The organism is Spongiactinospora gelatinilytica, assembly GCF_003236385.1.
In the GTDB taxonomy this organism is placed as follows: domain Bacteria; phylum Actinomycetota; class Actinomycetes; order Streptosporangiales; family Streptosporangiaceae; genus Spongiactinospora; species Spongiactinospora gelatinilytica.
Window position 1 is genome coordinate 1 of the sequence record NZ_POUA01000762.1, and the last position, 1,056, is coordinate 1,056.

The 1,056-nt window shown below is 69.8% G+C and carries 2 protein-coding genes; one reads left to right on the forward strand and one right to left on the reverse strand.

What is annotated here, in order from left to right:
* Positions 1 to 220 (reverse strand): hypothetical protein (locus C1I98_RS39235; protein ID WP_438672141.1); only part of this gene is annotated, 220 nt, incomplete at its 3' end.
* 497 nt (positions 221 to 717) lie between these two features.
* Here C1I98_RS39235 and C1I98_RS39240 point away from each other — a divergent pair.
* Positions 718 to 966, forward strand: coding sequence for a DUF5302 domain-containing protein (locus tag C1I98_RS39240; RefSeq protein ID WP_111172222.1), 249 nt, complete (start codon positions 718 to 720; stop codon positions 964 to 966).
* Positions 967 to 1,056: the final 90 nt, after the last annotated feature.

Genomic DNA, 1,056 nt, shown 5'->3' on the forward strand with positions numbered 1-1,056 from the left:
GGCCGGGGGCGTCGGCGGGCGGGGCCGCCGCGATGCGCTCGGCGGTCCAGAAGTCGTCGATCCGCCCGCTGGTCGGCTCGGCGTTGGAGACTCCGGTCGCCGCCGCCGCGGGCGACTCCGCCCGCGCCGCGGCGGGGCCCGGCCCGAACGCCGCGGCGCCGGACAGGGCCAGGGCGGTGATGGCCAGGGCGACGCCGCTACGGCTGAATCGAATTGTCATGCGCACCCTTTCGTGGGCTTTTCGCTAGCAGCCCCCCAATCGTGCTTGATCAATTACTCTCTGTAAAGGCATTTCTTTGCACCGGATTTACCTGGCCCACCATTTCCGCATATGCGTGTTGTTCCGCCTTTTATCCAGGCGCGCCATTCGCCGTGACAAAGCCGTACGGGGGGCCTATTTCGCAATTCTTCGGCCACCTCACGCGGCCACAGAAGTGTCGGCCAGGTACCGACGCGCAGGATGGACGGCCCTCGGCGCGGGCCGGACCGCGCCAAGGCGCTGGAGACCACGGAACGTGCCCGGCGGACACCGGGTGCCGTCCGGGATCGCCGGCTCCCGGAGGCCGCCTTGCACGTGGCGGATGGGCGGTCGGGGTCGAGGTAAAGCGCGGAGTGTCATTTGTCATGACATGTTCGGCGAGCCACCGGTTCGGTCACCTCGCGGTCCGGTGGTGCCAGAATGAGAAGGCAAACACCGCCCGAGATCAGGAGGTCTTCATGGCTCCCACGCAGCAGGAACCCGAGGGACAGGAGACCGATGCCACCGCGGCCGAGGAGGCGGAGACCACCGCCTCCGACGCCACTTCTGACGACGAGTTGAAGCGCAAGTTCCGCGAGGCGCTGGAGCGCAAGCGCAACGCGCAGGCCGACGCCAACGCCAAGAACGGCAACCGGGGCCGCTCCAAGATCGGCGGGGCGCACGGCCCGGCTTCCCAGCGTCGTTCGTTCCGGCGTAAGAGCGGCTGAGCGGCACGGTCACGCGGTGAGCATGGGCGTGCCGGGCCGCCCCAGGGACGCGAGCGCCACCCAGCACCGGGCGGCCCGGCACGCCCATGC